Source organism: Rothia sp. HMSC078H08 (assembly GCF_001808955.1).
In the GTDB taxonomy this organism is placed as follows: domain Bacteria; phylum Actinomycetota; class Actinomycetes; order Actinomycetales; family Micrococcaceae; genus Rothia.
The window spans coordinates 76,944-95,859 of sequence record NZ_KV795253.1; the positions used below are offsets into that span (position 1 = coordinate 76,944).

An 18,916-nucleotide genomic window follows, 5' to 3' on the forward strand; every position below is an offset into this window, starting at 1 on the left:
GGGGGGGGGGGAAACATTTAATAAATATTTTTTGTATTTAATTGAAATTCAACTCATAGAAGTTTATTTTTACTCAAATGATTCACTAAGTGAAAATATGCTGATACTTGAGTGTGTTATATATGATAATTTAACTTGTTTTGGGTAGGGTCCATAGACCCTACCCAAAACAAGTTTTGATAGTTATATATCTATGAGGCTCTATGCATTAGAGAGCTCGGATTGCACTCTCCAGCTCCTTCAGACTGGTCTCCAGGCGGATCATAGAAGTATCAAACCAATGGATGACACCGCGCAAGCCGACAGTGGCATTGCCATAGCGAGCCTTAGCGAGGTCGCCCTGGCGAACAAAAGGCTCATCAAAAATTGCATTCATCGCATTCTTAGCCGCGCGGTAGATAACCTCTTCTTCGTTCACTTCTGCCGGGGGACGATAAATCGTAATTGCCGGACCACCGTTGTACGACCAAATGGTGTCGTGCGGATTAATAGAAATACCATTATGGCCAGCGTTGCAATGGATAATCGTGTCGTGGTCATCATAGAAAATGCCGGTGTGACCAGCTGCACCGTTGGTGTATCCACGGCGACCCCAGATAAACACGTCACCACGTCGTGCCGGGTAATTACCCGATGCATCCGGTCGAACCTGAGTCCAGCCGTTACTCTCCAAATCGTGGAAGAGCGTTTCGGTATTACCAATAGCAATATTCTGCGGGAGCAGGCCAGCATCTCGCAGTGCAAAGTAAACCGCAGATGAGCAGTCATAAGAATGCGGGCCAGTTCGATAATTCATCGAATAGGTCACCTTGCCCTTACGCTGCTCCATCCATGCAATCGCCTGATCAATCTTGGACATAATAAAATCCTTTCGGAAAGGCAGTAGCCCCGCACTATGAACCTCCCGGGAAGTCCATAGTGCGGGGCTACCGCAAATGAATTGGACACTAAAAACGCCGACCAGCTTTATCTTGGTCGGCGTGACTGCTCGGTAGGCACACTCCTGCCGAGGTGATATTCACTTTACGTGGGTTGGGTGCGAAAGTCCTGTCGCGCATTTTTGAAATTACAAATTTCTTTATCGCTTATGAACTGACTGGGGTTGGTGCTGGAGGTGTCCGTCCGCTATTACTACTTCAAACCTTGGGAACTTAGGTAACCCTATGGAAAACAGGCGGTCCGCTCCCTACACTGGAAGGGCACATTAATGACCGAGGGGTTGCCCGCCCCGCACCACCCGCCAGGTGTACCACCGAAGGAGCCGCGCATGAGCCGCCGCACCGACGCGCCCGCCCGATCACCACGACGAGCTGCCCTCGCCAGCTGGATAGGCTCCGCCCTCGAATACTACGACTTCGCCGTCTACGGCACCGCCGCAGCCATTGTGCTCAACCGCATCTTTTTCTCCGAGGACACCGCCGCCATCGGCATCCTCAAGTCCATGGTGGTTGTGGGCGTCGCCTACGTTGTGCGCCCCTTCGGCGCCATGATCGTTGGACCCCTCGGTGACCGTTACGGCCGCCGATTCGTCCTGATGCTCACGCTCTTCCTGATGGGTAGCGCGACCTTTGCCATCGGCTGCCTGCCGACCTATAGCCAGGCGGGTATTCTTGCACCCATCCTGCTGGTGGCCTGCCGTATGCTTCAGGGCCTTTCCGCCGCCGGCGAGCAGGCAAGCTCCATCTCCATTTCTTTGGAGCACGCCCACAAGCACCAGCGCGCCTTCACCACCAGCTGGACCCTGCAGGGCACCCAGTTCGGATCTCTGCTGGCGACCGCCGTGTTCATCCCCTTCGCGGCCCTGCCGGATGAGCACCTGCTCACCTGGGGCTGGCGCGTGCCCTTCTGGCTCTCCGCATTCGTGGTGATTACCGCCTGGCTGATTCGCCGCACCCTCTCCGAGCCGCCCGCCTACCTGCAGCGCGAGAAGCTCACCGAGTCCCCGCTCGTGCTGGTCTTCAAGCACCACAAGCGTGCCGTGCTCACCATTGCCGTGTGCGCCATGGTTAACACCGTGAACATGGTCTTCACGACCTTTGCGCTGTCCTTCGCCACCAAGGGTTACGGCCTTGACCGCAGCACCATGCTGTTGGTGCCGGTCGCCTCCAACACCCTCGGTCTGATTGCGATTCCGCTCGCCGCCATGCTTGCCGACCGGATCGGTCGTAAGCCCGTGTTCATTACCGGTGCGGTTGCTTCGTCCCTGGTGATGTTCCCGTACCTCGGCGCGATTACCGAGGGTAACTGGGTGGGTATCTTCACCTACGGCGTGCTCATGCACGGTGCGCTGTACTCCATGGCGAACGGCGTGTGGCCCGCCTTCTACGCGGAGATGTTCCCGACCCGCGTGCGCGTGACCGGCCTGGCGTTGGGCACCCAGATTGGCTTCGCAATTTCTGGAGGCGTTGCCCCCGCCGTGGCGACGAGCCTCGCCGGTGCCGACCTGCATAACGCGGTACTACCCGCCGTGTTTACGGTCGCCATGTGCGTGCTCGTGGCGCTGGGCGCGCTGACCGCTCGCGAGGGTTACAAGAAGTCCCTGACCGAGCTGGATGCATAGCCCACGCAATATATTCTGTATATAGAATAAATACGGGTGGGGCTGGATAGTTAGCTATCCAGCCCCACCCGTATTCTATGTTCTGGCGTTTCAGGCGTTAGTTACCCCCTGCTGGGCTGCAATCAGCGCCTCAAAATGCGCCGCCATACGCTCGGCGTTCGGTTCCAGTCCGGTGAAGAGGCGGAACGCATCCACCGCCTGACCGACCGCCATGTAGCCACCCGTCAGCATCTCGCACCCGGCGGCACGCGCCACGCGCACCAGCTGCGTCTCTTGCGGCAGGTAGATGACATCCGCGACCCACAGACCTTCGCGCAGCACCCCGGCGCTCAGTGCCGACTCGCTCAGCGGCATGCCCGGATGCACGTGCATGCCCACCGGGGTTGCGTTCACCAAACCCTGAGCTTGTAGTAGAGCTTCAATCAAGCGCTCATCGTCGGTCAGCACCTCGATTTGAGTCTGCGGGAAGAGCCCGCCCAGCTGCTCCGCCAGCCCCTGAGCCTTCGCCGCGTCATGCTCGAAGAGGCTCAGGCGGCGCACCCCCAGGCGGCACAGAGCGTACGCCGTGGCGCTACCGGCACCGCCGGCACCCAGCTGCACCACGTGCTCCAGGCGCGCCGGATCCTCCGCCACCTGCGGTAGGCCGCGCTTCAGCCCCGCAATGAATCCCGAATAGTCCGTGTTGTCCCCGTAGAACGTACCGTCCTCGCGAATCACCACGCAATTGACCGCGCCCAGGGCGCGCGCCGCATCCGAAAGTTCGTGCAGGTGCTCCATGACGGACTGCTTGCACGGGTGCGTGATGTTGAAAGCGTTAAAGCCGAGCAGTGCCGCCGCATCCAGAAGCGCCGGTGCGGATGCGCCGTCCAGGTTCAGAGCGTCCAGGTCGACGGGGCGGTACAGGTAGCGCACTCCGTGCGCGTCGGCCTCGGCCTCGTGCATGGGCGGGGTGAGGGAAGAGGTGATGCCATCGCCGATGAGGCCCACCAGGAAAGATTCAGTACGTAAACTCATGGTTTCACTCTACGAGTCGGCGCCGGGGGAGGGGAACCGGGGGCCGGACAATTTCACGGGTAACCCCGCCGAACAAATTCAACGGGTAACCCCGTCTAGCCGCCCCGTCGAGCCGTCGGGCGAGGGGGCAGAGGTGCGGAGCGAGTATTTTTCGATAAGATTTTGGGCCCGTCGAGCGAATATGGCGAATATATCTGACATCTTCACCGTAAGGGTATAAGCTGGATATAACCCATTTGGGTGGTGCCGTCCGCGCGACCCGCGTGGAGTTGCACAGACACCGTCACAGTGAAGTGATACCTACCTTCGGAGGATAGATTGTCAACGACTGACAAGGCTATGGCACGCTTCGCTGGCGCCGATGCATGGATCGAGCAGTATTTTCTGAACAGTCCTGACGATGAGCGTGAAGAATTCACCTCGGCAGAATTAGAGGATTTGGCTCGCACCCATCGTGCGCTAGCTGAAATCCGCGCCCCCAAGACGTCCGTCGTTGCCGCGCGCAATGATGACTACAACACCACGCTGTACGTCGCCACGGACGACATGCCCCATATCGTAAGCTCCCTGACCGCCTACCTTTCGGCGCATTTCGGCGGATTCCTCGCGATTTTCCACCCCATCTTCCTTGCCGAACGCAATACGGATGGCAAGCTCATCAGCCTGCGCGGCACCGGCACCCGAGCCAACCTGGCCAGCGGCGACACCGCCGCCGTCGGTATGCCCTCCCTGCAGCTTTCCGAGGGCGCTCCCGAGGGGTCCACGGTCACCATTGAATCCTGGATTGCGATTCGCCTGACCCGCTACCTGAACGAAGACGACCTGCGCCTGCTGGAGCACGATGTGCGTCGCGTGCTCGCCGATGTGCGCGCCTGCTACACCGACCTGGAGGGCATGGTCACCGCGGTCTTCGACATCTCCCAGGCCATGTACGAGTTGCGCGGCGCCACCCTCGGCCACGGCGAGGAATCCTACGCCGCCAACCCGCGCGGTGTGGAGCCCGCCTCCCGCGTGGAGGTTGCGCAGGACTTCCTGCGCTGGCTCACCCGAGGCAACTTCGTGTTCATGGGCGTTAAGGAGCGCGTGCTTGACGGCACCTCCGGCGCTATCGCCCTGGTGGACCGCCCCGGTTCGGCGCTCGGCATCCTGCGTTCGACCGAGGGCAAGAGCCGCATCCCGCTTTCCGGCGACACCCTGGACCGAGCTCTCTTCCCCCGCCCCGTGTACATCACGAAGGCTAACTCCCGTTCCACGGTGGCCCGCAACGACTACCTGGACTACATTGGTGTGCGCCGCTTCGATATGAGCGGCCGCGTCATCGGTGAGTACGTGATTCTGGGCCTGTTTACCCGGCAGGCCTACTCGCTACCCGCTATTGAGACTCCCCTGGTGCGTGAGCGAATCGCCATGGTGCGCCGCCGCCTGGGTTACCACCCCGGTTCCTACTCGGATAAGGCCCTGCTCGGGGCGCTGGAAGATTACCCGCGCTTGGAGCTGCTGCAGGCCTCGGTCAACGAGCTGACCGAGACGTTCAGCGGCATCATGGGCCTGGAGGAGCGCCGCAAGACCCGTCTCTTCCTGCGCGCGGATCGATTTAATCGGTTCATTACCGCCGTGGTGTACCTGCCCCGCGATCACTACAACACTGACGTGCGGTACCGCATCGAGCGGGTGTTCCGACAGGAATTTGATTTGAGTGCCATCGACTACGAGGTGTACCTGTCCTCCTCGTCGCTGGCCCGCCTATTCTTCCGTATTCGGCTCACCAACCCCAACGATGTGCCGACCACGGATCATCAAGCTCTCGAAAAGCAGATGCAGCAGGTCACTCGCTCCTGGGTGGAATCCACCGCAGCTGCCATTGAGGCATGGAAACCCGGTGCGGAAGGCCGCCGACTCGCGTCAGCCTGGGCCGACGCAAGCAGCGCAGCTTACCGAGCCGATTACACAGTAGAACAAGCAATCGAGGATATCGTGATTCTTGAATCTCTCTCGGGCAAGAAGCCCGCCGCAATCAAGGTTGAAGCCGGCGAAGCCAACACTACCCGACTGAAGACCTACCTGTCCGCACCTCACACTCTCACCGAGCTCCTGCCGGTGATGCAGAACATGGGCCTGGTCGTTGTGGATCAGAAGCCCTACGAGTTCAAGCCTGAGGACGGCGAAGAGTACGGCTACCTCTACGACTTCGGGGTCGAGTTCCCCGAGGGCGTGGACCCCAACGCCGTCGCATCCCTCTACGAGGACGCCCTGAACGCCTACCTGCTCGGTGAGCGCGAGTCCGATACTCTGGACCGCCTGATTCTCTCCGAGGGCCTCACCTGGCAGGATGTACGCCTGTTCCGCGCCCTGAACCACTACCTGATTCAGCTGGGCCTGGGCTACACCCCCTCGTTCATGTCGAACACCCTGCTCGCCAACCCCGGCATCACCAAGCACCTGGTGGAGTTCTTCAACGTCAGCTTCGACCCGAACAACGGCCTGAACGACGAGCAGCGCAACGCACGCCGCGAAGAGATTGAGGTGGCCCTGGTTGAGGAACTGAACAAGATTCCCACCCTGGACGCCGACCGCTACCTGCGCTCCCTGAGCAAGGTTATTCGCGCCATCCTGCGCACCAACGCCTACCTGGGCCGCGAGGCATTCGCCATCAAGGTTGCACCGCAGCAGATTGATTTCGCACCCCTGCCCCGCCCCAAGTTCGAGATTTTCGTATACTCCCCGCGCGTCGAGGGTGTCCACCTGCGCTTCGGCGACGTCGCACGAGGCGGCCTGCGCTGGTCCGACCGCCGCGACGACTTCCGCACCGAGGTTCTGGGCCTGGTCAAGGCTCAGATGGTGAAGAACGCTGTCATCATCCCCACCGGCGCAAAGGGCGGTTTCTACCCCAAGCAGCTGCCCGACCCCGCTGTGGATCGCGACGCCTGGATCACCGAGGGCCGCGAGTCCTACAAGGTCTTCATCCGCTCCCTGCTGGATGTCACCGATAACCTTGAGGTTGGCACCGACGGCTCCGAGACCGTCGTTCGCCCCGAGGGCGTCATCGCACGCGACGAGAACGACTACTACCTGGTGGTCGCAGCGGACAAGGGTACCGCCGCATTCTCCGACACCGCGAACGCTATCAGCCTCGAGCGCGGCTTCTGGCTGGGCGACGCCTTCGCATCCGGCGGCTCCGTCGGTTACGACCACAAGGCAATGGGCATCACCGCACGCGGTGCCTGGGAGTCCGTCAAGCGTCACTTCGCCGAGCTCGGCCACGACGCTCAGACCGAAGAGTTCACCGCCGTCGGTATCGGCGACATGTCCGGTGACGTGTTCGGCAACGGTCTGCTCCGTTCCAAGGCAACCCGCCTGGTCGCAGCGTTCGACCACCGCGACATCTTCCTGGACCCGAACCCGGACGCAGCCGTCTCCTTCGAGGAGCGTCAGCGCCTGTACAACCTGCCCCGTTCCTCCTGGCAGGACTACAACCGCGAGCTAATTTCCGCCGGTGGTGGCGTGTACTCCCGCGGCCTGAAGTCCATCGAAATCACCCCCGAGGTGCGCGAGGTTCTGGACCTGGACGAGTCCGTCACCGAGCTCGCACCGACCGAGCTGATTGCCGCCATCCTCAAGGCACCGGTCGACCTGATTTACAACGGCGGTATCGGTACCTACGTGAAGGCCTCCACCGAGACCAACGCACAGGTTGGCGATAAGGCTAACGACGCCCTGCGCGTCAACGGCAAGGATTTGCGCGCCAAGATTGTGGGCGAGGGCGGTAACCTCGGCTTCACCCAGCTGGGCCGCATCGAGGCCGCACGTAACGGCGTCATCCTCAACACCGACGCTATCGACAACTCCGCAGGTGTGGAGACCAGTGACCGCGAGGTCAACATCAAGATCCTGGTGGACCGCCTCGTGGCTCGCGGTGAGCTCTCCAGCGAGGAGCGCGCCTCCTTCATCGAGTCCCTGCAGGACGAGGTTGGCGGCAAGGTCCTCGAGACCAACGTCAACCAGAACGTACTGCTGCAGGGCGAGTTCCACGGTTCCTTCCTGGGCACCAACCTGTACAAGCGCCTCATGCACGACCTGGAGGAGCACGCCGGCCTGAACCGCGCCGTCGAGTTCCTGCCCACCGACGAGGAGCTGGACGAGCGCCTGGAGACCACCGGTGACCGCCTGACCCGCCCCGAGCTGGCTGTCCTGGCTGCGTACGTGAAGATTTACCTCACCCACGCCCTGGAGCAGACCGACTTCGCGGACGACCCCTACCTGGAGGGCGTGCTGCGCAGCTACTTCCCGGCAGCACTCGTCGAGCGCTTCGGTCAGCACCTGGACTCGCACCCGCTGCGTAAGGAAATCATCTGCACCCGCGTGGCCAACGAGCTGGTCAACATTGGTGGCATCACCTTCGCGTACCGCATCATGGAGGAGTTCAACGTCGGTATCGACTCCGTCGCCCGCGCCTTCATCGTGGCCCGCGAGCTCTTCGAGCTCGGCACCGCCGCTAAGCTGCACAGCGAGCTGTCCCCGAAGACCCCGCTGGATGCATGGTTCACCGTGCTGCGCGACAACCAGCGCGTTCTGGATCGTGCGGTCCGTTGGTTCATCACCGAGCGTGGCGTGGTTGCCGGCACAACCATCTCCGAGCTGCTCGAGAACTTCGGTTCCGTCGTCGAGATGCGTCGCAACCTGCCCGAGTACCTTTCCGGCATCTCTCGCGCTCGCGTCCGTGCAAAGCGCGACGCAGGCGAGGCATGGGGCCTGCCCGAGGATCTCATTGTCATCTGGATCCGCGGCTTCGAGGGCTACGCCCTGCTGGACGTGATTCGTTCGGCCGCCGATCACGACTTCGAGGCAACCTCGCTGGCACCGGTCTACTTCGCCACCTACGACCGCTTCAAGGTGGACGAGCTGCTCGGCCTCATCACCGAGTTGCCCCGTAGCGACCGCTGGGAGATTCTGGCACGCCAGGCAATGCGCGGTGCCCTCTACGAGACCGCCGCAGAGCTGGCACTGTCCGTGGCTGAGGGCGCGAAGGGTGACTTCTCCACCGTGGACGGTGCACAGCAGGCTCTGGCTGAGTGGATTGAGGAGCACCCGACCCGCGTGGGTAACATCGACCGCATCCTCGACGAGATTGCTGAGGCAGCTCCGGATGCAACCGGTCACCCGCGACTGGCTGTGGTCTCCGTGGCCCTGCGCACCCTCGCTAGCGCATCCTAAACGCGAGGCGGTAGCCGCGCCGTACCGTCGCACAGCGGTGAATGCGGTACGGTAACCGTACATTGAGCATCCCGGCTTCCTCCTGCTGGAGGGGCCGGGATGCCTTGCATATGCACCTAACGGCATATGAACATGAGAGCAAAATGTGTTCCAAATCGCCTAAAATTCAAGTTAGGGTTGAATAAAAGTTCAACATTTTGCTTGACGCGTACAGTATATTGATGACGGCAGCATCGTTGCGTGCGCAAGCCCCGCGCTATATTAGGCGTAGGGGAGGGGCTCCACACGCGATGTCTTGGATGCTTGCCCGGCCAAATAACCCCCTCGGGTGGATGAGGCTGATCCGGCTTGCATTGACGGTACGAATCCGATGGCCCACCTGGCCGCCGCGAGGGGTGCCATCTCTGTACGACATAACGCACGACACCATCACTCACTCAACGTTAATCTCCGGCCCGTTTGCGGGCCGGGCCCGCATACTCTCTATTTCGACTGAAAGTCTTCAACGTTGTCCACCAACCACGGTAGCGAGGAACAGCGCGCTAGCGCGTGGCGCCTCCTCATTAACTTTCTGCTATACGTTTCCCCGGTCGCGCTGCTGACCACTGTCTTCCCCATCGTCACGCCCACCATCAACAGGTACAACTTGGGTGGCGTGCCCCTGATTCAGGTGATTCTGGCTGCATCCATCACCGTGCCCTGGCTTAGCCAGGCCGCCTGCCTGCCGCTCTATCGAGCCATTCAGATGGAGCATAAGAAGATTGCGGATGCCCGCGAAACCCTGCGCATCCAGGCTGAGACGCTCGAGAATCAGCTCAAGCGTGCCGAGGCGAAGGCTACCCGCGAGCGTCTGAACGAACCCCAGTTCCAGGACATTACCGACCTGGCCGCGTTCAGCCGCAACTGGATTTACCTCTTCTTCGTGACCATGCCGCTGGTGTTGCTTTTCGCAATTCCGGTTGCCCTCGTACTGAAGTGGAACGCGACTGCCGTCGGTGCCTTCTTCGTACTCGGCGTGCTCAACATTGCCTTCGCGCAGCTGCTGGTCATCCCCAACCTCGCGAAGAACCGCGTTATCTGGTTCATCGCCTGGCTCGGCTACACCCTGGCCCTGTACTTCTTCCCCATCATCTGGTTCCTGCCGCCGCTCGTTGGCTCGCTTATCCTGCTGATTGGCCTGGGTAAGAACTTTGTGCACCTCTTCCGCTTTGCGCATATTCCGCTCAAGGACGTCGCAAAGGATGCTCTGCGTGGCTTCCTGACCGGCTCCATCATCTGGGCCGATAAGTACATGCTCTTCCTGGCCACCTCCGGTGAGATTAACGTCGTGGCCATTTACATGAGCCTGATTCCCGCCGTGATCGCTTACAACTACTTCTTCGTGGTAGAGGCCGATCGCGTCAACGACGCAATTCAGTACCTGTGGACCGTGTTCGAGCGCCTGCCCTACAACCGCGTTCGCGAAGAGGCTCATAAGGCCACCCGTGCCTCCGACCGTTCGATTCGCAACTCGCTACTCGTCTACATCGGTAGCGGCATCATTACCGGCATCCTGATGTTTATCTTCATGCCGGATTCCTTCCCGCTGGCGCTGATGGGTCTGGTCGTCGCGTTCCTCTTCGTGGCCGTCGCCCTGCTTATCTACCAGATTGAGTACATGACCATGTTCAAGACCGTGCAGGTGCTCTCCGCGGCGCACCTCATTCTGCTCATGATCTGCTTCGCAATCCTGCCGAACGAGACCGGATACCTGCCCATCATCGTGGGCGAGGCAGTCCTTGCGTACGCCTGCTACCGGGTGTACCGTCAGGCTTGGCAATCACCCGAATACTCTCTCTTCTGGCGCCGCGCACTCGCCTGGTAACGCCTGCCCGCACACCGGGTCCGCAGACATCGTTCTGCGGGCCCGGCCAAGAACACACCACGTAGCACGGCCCGCGAAAGACACAACCAATGACTGAACAGATGTACCGAAACCACTATGCTCCCCTGCAGCTTCCGGAGCCCGGAGAGCACTACACCGATCCCGAGTACCCGGATGTCGATGTCGCCATCATCATGGAGTCCACCTACCCCTACCTCAAGGGTGGCGTCTCCGCGGTGGTGCACGATATCGTCTCTGAGAACCCCGACCTTTCCTTCGGCATTATCCACATCGCGTGGGATAAGAACTCGCCGCACGAGGATCTCTACGGCATGCCCAAGAACGTCAAGTGGGTTAAGGTGATCTACCTGAGCCTCGACGTCAACCGTGCTGCCTTCGCCGCCGAGTGCGATCCCGACAGCCTGCACATGAAGATGCCGCAGCGTCGAGAGCTGGCTGATCGACTCATCCAGGGCTTCAACGCGCTCATCGCCGGCGACGTCAACCCCCTCTGGAAGCTCTACGACGAAGGCATCAACCCCGCCACCCGCACCTACAACCTCTTTGGGCTCTTCGGTACCCGCGAGTTCATGCAGGTTATCGCCAACCTCGGGTTCTTCAGCGAGGTTCCCTTCGGCGAGCTCTTCTGGAAGGTGCGCGACTTCGTCTCCATCCTCTTCGCGCTGCTGCACGAGCGGATGCCCCACGCCCGCGTGTACCACGCCCACACCACCGGCTACGCGGCTCTCATCGCTGCCGCTGCCGCCCGTGACCACGGCACCAGCTTCCTGCTGACCGAGCACAACCTGTACATTCGCGACACCATCAACACCAAGCTCGAGCGCAACATGGCGAAGCCGATTACCACCGACTACGCTTTCCTCGCTGAGGAGCGTGAGCACCCGGGCCTGGGCCCCATCACCCTTGACGAGCGAGCCTGGTCCGTCTGGTTCCTGGAGATGGGTCGCTTCTGCTACCCGAGCGCCGACATGGCCACCTACCTGTACCCCAAGGCACTGGAGGAGGCGCGCGGCATCGGTGCGCCCATCGACCAGATGAACGAGGGCGAGAAGGACCGCGCCATCATCCTGCCCAACGGCATGCTCATCGAGTCCGTGGCTGAAGCCTACTACGCCCGCCAGGCGGCGCGTGCGCGCATCCTCGCCGAGGGACGCGGCCACGTGTGGCGCTTCGTGTTTATCGCCCGCGTGGTGCCCATTAAGGGCCTCACCGACCTGATTCGCTCCCTCGCGGTGCTGCGCGATCAGGGCCTCGTGAACTTCCACCTGGATGTGCTCGGCCCCAAGGACCACCTGCCCGAGTACTACGAGCTGTGCCTGCGCACCATCGAAGAGCTCAACATGGGCGAGTACATCACCTTCCACGGAACCGTGAATGTGCGCGCCATGCTGGACCGCTTCGACCTGCTGCTCATGCCCAGCTACAATGAGGGTCAGCCGATTGTGGCGCTCGAGGCGATGGCTGCGTCCATCCCGCTGGTCAGCACCGACGTGGGCGGTATGTCCCAGCTCATCGACGATGTGCTGGTCGCCCCCGACGGCCACGAAATCGGTAACTGCGGTATCTTGACCATCCCCGGCGATATTCACGGCTTCGCGGCGGCGCTGCGCACCCTCATGGAGGAGCCCAGCATCTACGAACGTTACTGCGTGAACGCCTACGACCGTATCGTCAGCTTCTTCCAGCTGCGCCTGGTCATGGACCGCTACAACACGATCTACCGTGAGCTGGGCAAGCTGCCCCCTCGCGCCCCCGAATTCGACCCGGAGTACGATGGCGACGAGTAAGTTCGAACGGCTCGGCGGCCCGGGAAAGTTTGGTGCCTGGGTCCGCTACGGCGGAAAACCCATCACCCAGCAGCAGCTCGACTTTGCGGTCAAGAATTACTCCGTGGCGATTCTGCAGCCCTGGGAGCTGGAGGCTGCCCGCTACCTCAAGAAGCACGCCCCGCAGATGGTGGTCCTGGCCTATAAGTGCCTGTCCTCCACCCGCTCCTACGAGCCGGGTCCCATCTACTCCTCGGGTCTGTCTTTCGCGCAGGCCGTCTCGCTGGCGAATTCCGGTAAGGATTTCTTTGCGCATCGCCTCAACGGCGACCGCATCGAGTGGAAGGGTTATTCCAAGCACTATCAGATGCAGGTGTGGAACCCCGGCTACCGCTGGTACTGGGTGGATTCAGTGGTGCGCGAGATGCGCGACTCGCCCTTCGACGGCGTTATGGGTGATAACGACGTGGAGAACGACTACTACGGTCTGAATCTGCCCATTCAGGGCGTGCAGTCTATGACCACGATTCGTGAGGGCCTGGACCGCCTGGTGGCTTCTGCCGGCGCCGAACTAAATGGCATCGGCAAGATTCTGGTGCCCAATATTGCCGAGTCGCGCCTGCGCTGGGGCAAGTGGGAACGCCACAGTGCCTACGGCGGCGGTTTCGAGGAGGTGTGGCTTGGCTGGGGCCCGAACGATTACCTGGCTTCGCCCTACGCCGTGATGCAAGGCCGCGATATTGCGCGCGGTTCCGGTGGCGACGTGTCGCTCGGGGTGTACCTCACCGGCCTGAAGCGCGGTGCCTCCACGCAGAAGAAGGTGACGATTCTGCGCACCCCCCTGAGCGGCCGGAAGTCGCCTCTGACCGGTACGGACGAGAACTTCCTCTACGGCCTGGCCGGCTTCTGGGTCTTTGGCGGGGGAAACTTCACCGGCATTAGCGCGACCCACCATGACGCCTACGATGAGATTCCGCACGCCCCCGAGCTCACCTTTGATCTGGGGGACGCCGCGGGTGGCATCGTGGTTCAGGGAACGGTTCAGACCCGCACCTTTACGCGCGGCTGGGCGGCGCTGAATACCGGCTCGAAGGATGTGACCGTGAAGGTTCCCTCTAATCTGGTGGATGCGGCAAACCGCCCGGTGCCTTCGAGCTTCACGCTGCGGGCGCATCAGGGTGTGGTGTACCGCCGTAAGGCGTAATTTACCGTAAGCGGTAATTTTAAGGGCTGATTCACAGCGTAGTAGCCCTGTACTATGAAACAAGCGGCTGGAATATAGCCAACCGTTCTCGCGGTGTTGAGTTTAAGGAGTGAACTACAGTGAATATTCTTTTGATTGACGGCGGTAAAGCATTCGCCCACTCGGCGGGTCGCCTGAACCACACCCTGCATCAAGTAGCCCGTGATACGTTATCGGCGCTCGGTCATCATGTGCGAGAAACTGTGATTGACGACGGGTACGATATTCACCAGGAAGTAGAAAAATTCCAGTGGATGGATGCGGTCATCTGGCAGATGCCCGGTTGGTGGATGCACGAGCCGTGGACCGTGAAAAAATATATGGACGAGGTGTTTACCGCGGGCGCGGGTACCCTGTACGCTAATGATGGTCGCCACAGGGTCAGCCCCACTGAAGGATACGGCACGGGCGGTCTTCTTCAGGGTCGTCGGCATATGCTGTCGCTGACGTGGAACGCGCCTCGCGAAGCTTTTACCCGGGAGGGCGACTTCTTTGAGGGACTCGGGGTAGATGCCCTCTATATGCACTTTCATAAGGCCCATGAGTTCATGGGTACTACCCAGTTGCCCACCTTTATTTGCTATGACGTGATTAAAAATCCGCAGGTCGAACAGTATCTCGCTGACTATACTGCCCGCCTCAACGAGGTCTTCGGTCAGGCGTAAGGGTTTTAAGCCTGCATGCCTTCATAAGCATGTCTGAGGTGGATGCGGCAAACCGCCTGGTGCCCTCGAGCTTCACGCTGCGGGCGCATCAGGGTGTGGTGTACCGCCGTAAGGCGTAATTCACCGCTCGCGTAGCTCTTCTGAGCTTCTGTGCGACACCCCTTATTTGCGCATATAACCTCATAAACAAACCCACCGGCAATATAACCAAATGGCTATATGTACCGGTGGGTTTGTTATATGCGTGCTAGATGAGCTGGGGTAGCTTACTTAGCGGGGTAGGAGGGCACGTCGTAGCCGCCCATACGCTCCAGAACGCGAATCACCTGGCAGGAGTAACCGAACTCGTTGTCGTACCAGACGTAGACAATTGCGGAGTCATCGGTCACCACGGTAGCCAGCGAGTCCACAACACCTGCGGTGCGGGAACCCACGAAGTCGGTGGAAACAGCCTCGGGGGAATCCGAGTAGCCCACCTGGCGGCGCAGCTCGCCATCAATGGACTCGCGGCGGAACAGCTCGTTCAGCTCCTCAGCGGAACCTGCGGGCTTGGTCAGCTTCACGTTCAGGATCGCCATGGAGACATCCGGGGTGGGAACGCGGATCGCGTTACCGGTCAGCTTGCCCTCCAGCTGCGGCAGAGCCTTCGAAACAGCCTTAGCGGCACCGGTCTCGGTGATGACCATGTTCAGCACAGCGGAGCGGCCGCGGCGGTCACCCTTGTGGAAGTTGTCGATCAGGTTCTGATCGTTGGTGAACGCGTGAACGGTCTCAACGTGGCCACGCTCAACACCGTAGGCGTCATCCAGAACCTTCAGCGCCGGAGTAATCGCGTTGGTGGTGCAGGAAGCGGCGGAGAGAATCTTGTCCTCATCGGTGATGACGTCGTCGTTTACGCCGAACACGATGTTCTTCATGTCGCCCTTGCCGGGAGCGGTCAGCAGAACACGAGAGATACCGGGGCGGTTCAGGTGCTGCTCCAGGCCCGGAACGTCGCGCCAACGGCCGGTGTTGTCCACCAGCAGGGCGTCCTTAATGCCGTACTCGGTGTAGTCGACAGTGTTCGGGTCCGAGGAGTAAATGAAGCGGACCGGAACACCGTTAGCGATGATGGTGCTGTTCTCCTCATCCACCTCAATAACGCCCTTGAAGGGGCCGTGAACCGAGTCGCGCTCCAGCAGGGAGGCGCGCTTAACCAGATCCTTATCACCGTTCTTACGCACCACCACGGCGCGCAGGTTCAGGCCGGAACCCAGCGGCGAGGAGGAACGCTCCAGCAGGATGCGGGCCAGCAGGCGGCCAATACGACCGAAGCCGTACAGCACAACGTCCTGCTCCTTCGGCTGGTCACCCTGGTGGTTCACGGAGGAACCCAGCTGCTCGGGCAGCCACATGGACAGCTCGGGGGAGCCAGCCTCACGGTGTGCCTTGTGCAGGGCAGCGATGTTAATCGAGCAAGCGCCCAGGTTCAGCTCGGTCAGAGCACGAACCAGCTCGAGGGAGTGCGCGGGGTTCAGGGGCGCACCATCAATGTGGGATACGAAATCGTGCAGCTTCAGCAGCTCAATGACGGACTTGTTGACCAGGCTGCGGCCGTGAATGCTCAGCACCACGCCGTTCTCGCGGTGCAGCTTACCGATGAGGGGGATCAGCTCCTCTGCGGTAGCCTCACGGTTAACCCAGGTAGCGGTTGCAGTCGTCACGTATGACCTTCTTCCTAACTTCGTTGTCGGAGGGTAGGCGCGACGATGCTGTCGCGTCAATACCGGGCCGGGCGTAAGACCCGGCGTCGGTTTAAGTCTAACCCGTACAAACCCTTCCAGAGCCTCAAAATCAGCGATATTGAGGCTAAAAGTCAGAAGAGACCGAAGGCAGTTTGTGAACCCACACGGCAAGCCAACAGAACCCGTCAGAAGGGAAAGCAAAACCACTTTAAATCCCCACAAAAACGCACTCTCCCGAACGGGCTGGCCGAGTAGAATTGAAACCATGTTGACTGTAATCGGTGAAGCACTCGTAGACGTCGTCCACCAGCACGGCGGAGAAACCCACGCCTACCCCGGCGGATCCCCCATGAACGTCGCCGTTGGCGCATGCCGCCTCGGCCACCCCACCAACTTTGTCGGCCACTACGGCCCGGACGCCTACGGTGAAAGCATCAACGCGCACCTGAACGCCTCCTCGGTGCAGCTGCCCTTCGAACCCACCGCGGAGCGAACCTCCGTCGCCCAGGCCACCATTGGCGCCGACGGTGCGGCGGAATACGAATTCGATATCGAGTGGGCCCTGGACGCTATCGCCGAGGAGCTGGCTGAACTGGCCCGCACCTCCGACGCGGTGCACACCGGTTCTATCGCCGCCATGCTTGAGCCCGGCGCACACGTTGTCGCGGCCGCCTTCGAGGCCGCCCGCGACAGCGCCCTGCTCAGCTACGATCCCAACTGCCGCCCCACCCTCATTCACGACGTGGAGCAGGCACGACAGTGGGCCGAAAAGTTCGTCTCCCTCTCCAGCGTGGTCAAGGCCTCCGACGAGGATCTGCAGTGGCTCTACCCCGAGCGTTCCCTCGAAGACACCGCCCGCGCTTGGCTGGACCTCGGTGCCGAGCTGATGGTCATTACCCGTGGTGAGGACGGCCCCATCGCCTACAGCAAGAAGTACCCCGAGGGTATTTCCCAGCCCGCCTACCGCGTTGAGGTTGCGGACACCGTCGGTGCCGGTGACTCCCTCATGGCGGCACTCATCGCGGGCCTGCTCGACCGCGGTATCGTCGGTGCTGAGGCGCGTGCCAAGGTCGCTGCACTGACCGCCGAAGACATCGCCGACCTGCTGCGTTTCTCCGCAACCGCAGCCGGCATCACCGTCTCCCGCGCGGGCGCTAACCCGCCCACCCGCGAAGAACTTGACGCCGTACTCGACGGCTAAATAATCTACGCCTCGCCGGCGGATAGCTCACTCTGTCCGCCGGCGTCGCCATATCCACCCGAACCCCACCATTGAGGAACATCATGACCAACATCGGCACCGCACCCCTGCCCCGCGAACCCTACGCGGGCCTGCCCGACCTGCCCGAATTCACCCTGACCTCCACCGACATTCAGGACGGCGGCACCGCCCCCGAATGGATGCTCTCCGCCCTTTTCGGCGTGGCGGGCGGTCAGGACCGCTCCCCGCAGCTGTCCTGGAGCGGCTTCCCCGAGGGCACCAAGTCCTTCGTGCTGACCTGCTTCGACCCGGACGCACCGGTCCCTAGCGGCTTCTGGCACTGGACTGTCTCCAACATTCCCGCCAACGTGACCAGCATTGACACTGGCGCGGATGCACCCGCCGGCGCTCTGACGCACCGCAACGACGCCGGTGTGGCGGGCTTCCTGGGTGCTGCCCCTCCGGCTGGTCACGGCCCGCATCGCTACATCTTCTGCGTCACCGCCGTGGACGTGGAGAAGCTCGATATTGACGAGAACGCCAGCCCCGCCGTCGTGAACTTTAACCTGCTCGGCCACGGTCTGGGTCGCGCGTTCCTGACCGTCACCTACGCGGAACCGGCGGCATAGCGGCACACCGGCACAGTCTCACCAGGACCCGCACCCTAACCAGCCCTATACCCTGACCAGCACCGTACACTGCCCAGCACCGATACACCCCACCACTGAAGGCAAACACTGCATGATTAAACTCATCGCCAGCGACCTGGATGGCACCCTCATCGGGCACGATTTCCGGTTCCGTCCGCGGACCCTGCGCGCCCTTGAGGCTGCCCGCGCCGCCGGGATCGATATCGTCTTCGTTACCGGCCGCCCGAGCCGCTGGCTCACGCCCCTGCGCGAGCAGACCGACTTCGACTCCTACGCCATCTGCTCCAACGGTGCCGTGGTGTACCACCTGGGCGCGAACGAGGTAGAAGAGATCAACGGCGCAGATCCCGCGGTGATTGCCCGCACCCACGAACTCCTAGAACCCATGTTCCCCGACGCCACCTACACCCTGGAAACCGTAGACACCGTCTATATTCAGGGGCCTCACGACGGCGGTGAGGTGCTTGAGGGCGCCCGCGTTATTGAGTCGAGTATTGCTGATTCCCTGGAACGAATTGGCTCAACCCCGGTCATTAAGTACCTGATCCGTGTGCCCGGCATGGACCCGGATATTCTGCAGGCGCGCGTGCATCAGGCGGTGGGTTCGCTGGTGTCGGTGACCCGCGGCGTAGTTGGTGAACCGCTCGTTGAGATGGGCTCTAAGACCGTGAATAAGGGACGGATCCTGGAGAAGTTCGCGGCACGCCACGGCATTGAGGCGCACGAGGTGATGGCGTTCGGTGACATGCCGAACGATGCTGAGATGCTCTGCTGGGCGGGGGAAGGCTTCGCTATGGCCTCGGGTCAGCCGGCGCTCATTGCGAAGGTGGGGCGCACCTGCCCGGCCTTCCATGAGGACGGTGTGGCGCAGACGATTGAGGCGATGCTCGCCGAACGGTCCTAGCCGCCTAGCACTGCTATCCAGCACTAGCGGCTGGGTCAGCCTCCGCAGACATAACTCAGACATAAACTTTTATGTCTACACATAAAAAATTTG

12 protein-coding genes are annotated in these 18,916 nt (G+C 61.2%); 9 read left to right on the plus strand and 3 right to left on the minus strand.

What is annotated here, in order from left to right; all coding sequences use genetic code 11:
- Nucleotides 1-208 precede the first annotated feature (208 nt).
- Nucleotides 209-859: a peptidoglycan amidohydrolase family protein gene (locus HMPREF2528_RS03215; RefSeq protein ID WP_070542336.1), complete on the minus strand. Its 651-nt coding sequence runs from the start codon at nt 857-859 to the stop codon at nt 209-211.
- A gap of 408 nt (nt 860-1,267) precedes the next feature.
- Between HMPREF2528_RS03215 and HMPREF2528_RS03220 the strand changes: the two genes are divergently transcribed.
- A complete protein-coding gene (locus tag HMPREF2528_RS03220) occupies nt 1,268-2,560 on the plus strand; it encodes an MFS transporter (RefSeq protein ID WP_070542341.1) in 1,293 nt (430 codons plus the stop codon).
- Nucleotides 2,561-2,650: 90 nt separating this feature from the next.
- On the opposite strand, the gene HMPREF2528_RS03225 is transcribed toward HMPREF2528_RS03220, so the two are convergent.
- Nucleotides 2,651-3,574, minus strand: coding sequence for a shikimate dehydrogenase (locus tag HMPREF2528_RS03225; RefSeq protein WP_070542344.1), 924 nt, complete (start codon nt 3,572-3,574; stop codon nt 2,651-2,653).
- 339 nt (nt 3,575-3,913) lie between these two features.
- Here HMPREF2528_RS03225 and HMPREF2528_RS03235 point away from each other — a divergent pair, with 339 nt between their 5' ends.
- From HMPREF2528_RS03235 to HMPREF2528_RS03255, 5 genes are all read left to right on the plus strand, one after another.
- The gene (locus HMPREF2528_RS03235) at nt 3,914-8,785 is read left to right on the plus strand and encodes an NAD-glutamate dehydrogenase (RefSeq protein WP_070542351.1); all 4,872 of its coding nucleotides are present in this window, start codon (nt 3,914-3,916) and stop codon (nt 8,783-8,785) included.
- Nucleotides 8,786-9,293: 508 nt separating this feature from the next.
- Nucleotides 9,294-10,649, plus strand: coding sequence for a membrane protein (locus HMPREF2528_RS03240; RefSeq protein WP_049344570.1), 1,356 nt, complete (start codon nt 9,294-9,296; stop codon nt 10,647-10,649).
- 89 nt (nt 10,650-10,738) lie between these two features.
- Nucleotides 10,739-12,457: a GT4 family glycosyltransferase PelF gene (pelF, locus tag HMPREF2528_RS03245; RefSeq protein ID WP_070483136.1), complete on the plus strand. Its 1,719-nt coding sequence runs from the start codon at nt 10,739-10,741 to the stop codon at nt 12,455-12,457.
- Complete coding sequence (locus HMPREF2528_RS03250) at nt 12,444-13,640, plus strand: putative glycoside hydrolase (protein ID WP_070542354.1); 1,197 nt, start codon at nt 12,444-12,446, stop codon at nt 13,638-13,640. Before pelF ends, HMPREF2528_RS03250 begins: the two co-directional genes overlap by 14 nt.
- Nucleotides 13,641-13,759: 119 nt before the next feature.
- On the plus strand, nt 13,760-14,344 hold the full coding sequence (locus HMPREF2528_RS03255; RefSeq protein WP_070542357.1) for an NAD(P)H-dependent oxidoreductase: 585 nt from the start codon (nt 13,760-13,762) through the stop codon (nt 14,342-14,344).
- A 266-nt stretch (nt 14,345-14,610) separates the two neighbouring features.
- Here HMPREF2528_RS03255 and HMPREF2528_RS03260 read toward each other — a convergent pair whose 3' ends face one another.
- Nucleotides 14,611-16,047, minus strand: a complete 1,437-nt coding sequence (locus HMPREF2528_RS03260; protein WP_070542360.1) for a glyceraldehyde-3-phosphate dehydrogenase — start codon at nt 16,045-16,047, stop codon at nt 14,611-14,613.
- Between the two features lie 286 nt (nt 16,048-16,333).
- Between HMPREF2528_RS03260 and HMPREF2528_RS03265 the strand changes: the two genes are divergently transcribed.
- The 3 genes from HMPREF2528_RS03265 (at nt 16,334) to HMPREF2528_RS03275 (ending at nt 18,823) form a co-directional block, all read left to right on the plus strand.
- Nucleotides 16,334-17,269 carry a carbohydrate kinase family protein gene (locus tag HMPREF2528_RS03265; RefSeq protein WP_070542363.1) on the plus strand — a complete coding sequence of 312 codons (936 nt, stop codon included), beginning with the start codon at nt 16,334-16,336 and terminating at the stop codon, nt 17,267-17,269.
- 83 nt (nt 17,270-17,352) lie between these two features.
- Nucleotides 17,353-17,898: a YbhB/YbcL family Raf kinase inhibitor-like protein gene (locus HMPREF2528_RS03270; RefSeq protein ID WP_005504213.1), complete on the plus strand. Its 546-nt coding sequence runs from the start codon at nt 17,353-17,355 to the stop codon at nt 17,896-17,898.
- 112 nt (nt 17,899-18,010) lie between these two features.
- On the plus strand, nt 18,011-18,823 hold the full coding sequence (locus tag HMPREF2528_RS03275) for an HAD-IIB family hydrolase (RefSeq protein WP_049362455.1): 813 nt from the start codon (nt 18,011-18,013) through the stop codon (nt 18,821-18,823).
- Nucleotides 18,824-18,916 lie beyond the last annotated feature (93 nt).

Bases quoted from the DNA above. Each gene is read 5' to 3' on its own strand.
- HMPREF2528_RS03215 (WP_070542336.1), bottom strand. From the start codon at position 859: ATGTCCAAGATTGATCAGGCGATTGCATGGATGGAGCAGCGTAAGGGC.
- HMPREF2528_RS03220 (WP_070542341.1), top strand. From the start codon at position 1,268: ATGAGCCGCCGCACCGACGCGCCCGCCCGATCACCACGACGAGCTGCC.
- HMPREF2528_RS03225 (WP_070542344.1), bottom strand. From the start codon at position 3,574: ATGAGTTTACGTACTGAATCTTTCCTGGTGGGCCTCATCGGCGATGGC.
- HMPREF2528_RS03235 (WP_070542351.1), top strand. From the start codon at position 3,914: ATGGCACGCTTCGCTGGCGCCGATGCATGGATCGAGCAGTATTTTCTG.
- pelF (WP_070483136.1), top strand. From the start codon at position 10,739: ATGACTGAACAGATGTACCGAAACCACTATGCTCCCCTGCAGCTTCCG.
- HMPREF2528_RS03250 (WP_070542354.1), top strand. From the start codon at position 12,444: ATGGCGACGAGTAAGTTCGAACGGCTCGGCGGCCCGGGAAAGTTTGGT.
- HMPREF2528_RS03265 (WP_070542363.1), top strand. From the start codon at position 16,334: ATGTTGACTGTAATCGGTGAAGCACTCGTAGACGTCGTCCACCAGCAC.
- HMPREF2528_RS03270 (WP_005504213.1), top strand. From the start codon at position 17,353: ATGACCAACATCGGCACCGCACCCCTGCCCCGCGAACCCTACGCGGGC.
- HMPREF2528_RS03275 (WP_049362455.1), top strand. From the start codon at position 18,011: ATGATTAAACTCATCGCCAGCGACCTGGATGGCACCCTCATCGGGCAC.